This window comes from Bartonella acomydis, from assembly GCF_039543025.1.
Classification (GTDB): Bacteria; Pseudomonadota; Alphaproteobacteria; order Rhizobiales; family Rhizobiaceae; genus Bartonella; species Bartonella acomydis.
Genome location: NZ_BAABIY010000078.1, coordinates 1 through 2,188 on the forward strand (window position 1 = coordinate 1; position 2,188 = coordinate 2,188).

Consider the following 2,188-nt stretch of genomic DNA (forward strand, 5'->3'; position numbering starts at 1 on the left):
CCAAAACCTTTAAAATTTGGTTTCTTATCGCGTTGGTTACAATCGGATCTTATCAATGTCATCGAACAAGCAAAACAGCAACGTCAAAGTGATGCGGCATAAAAAAACCTTGTCACGTAAGGACAGACAAGGCTTTTCATTTTCACAGGAAGCTTATGAAGTGCAAAATCAAAAATCACATCTTATGATGTAAATAACAAGATTACTAAGTGTATTCCCTATGTCATATTGTTTTACATTCAGTGTTAGATGGTTTGTTGGAGGAACAATCCCCACACAGACGTGGAAATACATGAAAGTGGGGTTTGTTAACCATCAACAGCAAGACTTAAGGTTGGCATTCCGGTTTATTTTTATATTTTTGACAGTAACTGCTCTTTAAACGCCTCTCGACACTTCTCTTAGGAATAACAGGACCATTAAGAGGATACACAGGAATCCTATCATCTTGACAATTTTCACACCACTTCCCATTTTCACTTGTGTACTGAAAGCCCGATTGAAGCATACAAGTATGAATTCTTGCCCATTCATTGAAACCTAGTTCACTATTTTCTGGATCGGCATTATAAGGAGTCGGCTTACCACACTCTAATAATGCTTTTGCCACCTCAGTAGAATCTGCATCTGACTTTTCCCATATAACAAAGTATTTTGAAGGAGGCTTTGAGTTACATCCAGCCATCATAAGCACAGCACTGCAGCTCAATAGTTTTAAAATTTTCTTCATTTTTCCCCTCTTTCAATGGATTGTTTGAAAGAACAATCCCGCACAAGCATGGGAATACATGAAGGTGGGGATTGTTACTTTCCATCACAAGCAATGTTAAGGATAGCACTCATATTGTTCTGGATGTTTTTTACAAAACGGGCTGTTTAAGCGCCTCTTGACACTTCGCTGTGGAATGACTGCGCCTGGACGACAAATGGGGAGGTTTTCTTCTCTAAATGTATAACATGGCCCTCCCGCTCTTGCTACCTGTTCATTTTTATAGCGGAATCCTGATTGAATCATGCAAGCATAAATTGTCGCTTTTGCATTAATGCTTACCTTTCTGTTTTCTGAATCCTCATCATAAGGGGTTGGCATGCCACATTCTAACAAAGCTTTTCCTACTTCTGTAAAATCTGCCCCTGGCTTCTCCCACATGTATATATACCCTGGAGAAGGCTTAAAAAAATTACATCCAGCTATGATAAACAAAACAAGCACACTCAATAATTTTAAGATGTATTTCATTTCTTGCCCCCTGATTTAATTGAATTAATTTGTATACGATGAGATGAGCCATAGCGCCATGTACACTTATCACTTGCATGACCATAACAAGCATGGACAGTAGGATAAGTTTTAAATATTCTCCATGCCTCGTTCCAGGGACTACTGCCAGCAGGGATCTTATCAAAAGTAGCAGGATTTCCACCAAACTTTATACCAACAAAGTCATATGCGTGGTTTTCTAAACCGACAGAGGTTTGCTTGCCATCACTTAAATAATCAAGTGTATTTGCCATCGATTGAGCGTTGTAAGCTGGACCAAAAAGATTGATACTCGTGTTGCCTGCTATACCGTGGATGCCGCGCTTTTCAAAGTCACGCATTCCATTACCTACTGTCATACTACCACGGCTGTGCCCATCAATATGTAATCCGTCATTGCCATAAAGATACATTGTATTCTGGAACTTCTTGGTCGAATTGGTCAATCCAAAGAAAAGTGTACCTTCAAAAAACTTCTGAAAAACCGCTATACCTGCCTCTACTAGCATGTCTTTAGCTTGCGGGAAATATGTAAAATAAAGATGATCATGATCGTTGTCAGCAAATTGGACGGCATAACGCGCGGCATCATCGGGGGAGGTAAAAATACCATTATAAAACATATGAACCTCGCCATCAGAACCTTTTTGTAAATGATTTTCTTCTTCTGGTTTTAAATAGCGATACAGAGGTATTTTTCTTCCATAGCTATCTTCTATAGGCTCTCCATTTTTATCTGTTGCATAAATGACATTGCCATTTTCATCATGCGCAACTTCTCCTTCAGGATGTTTTGTCGCATAGGCAATTTTATAAATTTTATAAAAATAACCCAATCCTTCATCGGATAAATCATTGATCATATCTAAGCGATTATGCACTGCTCCCTCAAGGGATGTGGCGTCTATTGGTGCAACAGCCTGATGG

3 protein-coding genes and 1 pseudogene are annotated in these 2,188 nt (G+C 39.1%); 1 reads left to right on the forward strand and 3 read right to left on the reverse strand.

All coding sequences use genetic code 11. The features are described from left to right. A pseudogene (locus ABD909_RS07105) lies at nucleotides 1-102 on the forward strand (helix-turn-helix transcriptional regulator); the annotation flags it as partial. A 226-nt stretch (nucleotides 103-328) separates the two neighbouring features. Here ABD909_RS07105 and ABD909_RS07110 read toward each other — a convergent pair. The 3 genes from ABD909_RS07110 to ABD909_RS07120 all read right to left on the reverse strand — a co-directional run. Then, the gene (locus ABD909_RS07110; RefSeq protein ID WP_345097257.1) at nucleotides 329-730 is read right to left on the reverse strand and encodes a hypothetical protein; all 402 of its coding nucleotides are present in this window, start codon (nucleotides 728-730) and stop codon (nucleotides 329-331) included. Nucleotides 731-826: 96 nt separating this feature from the next. Next, nucleotides 827-1,240: a hypothetical protein gene (locus tag ABD909_RS07115; protein WP_345097258.1), complete on the reverse strand. Its 414-nt coding sequence runs from the start codon at nucleotides 1,238-1,240 to the stop codon at nucleotides 827-829. Further along, nucleotides 1,237-2,188 (reverse strand): filamentous hemagglutinin (locus ABD909_RS07120; RefSeq protein ID WP_345097259.1); only part of this gene is annotated, 952 nt, incomplete at its 5' end. The genes ABD909_RS07115 and ABD909_RS07120, both read right to left, overlap by 4 nt.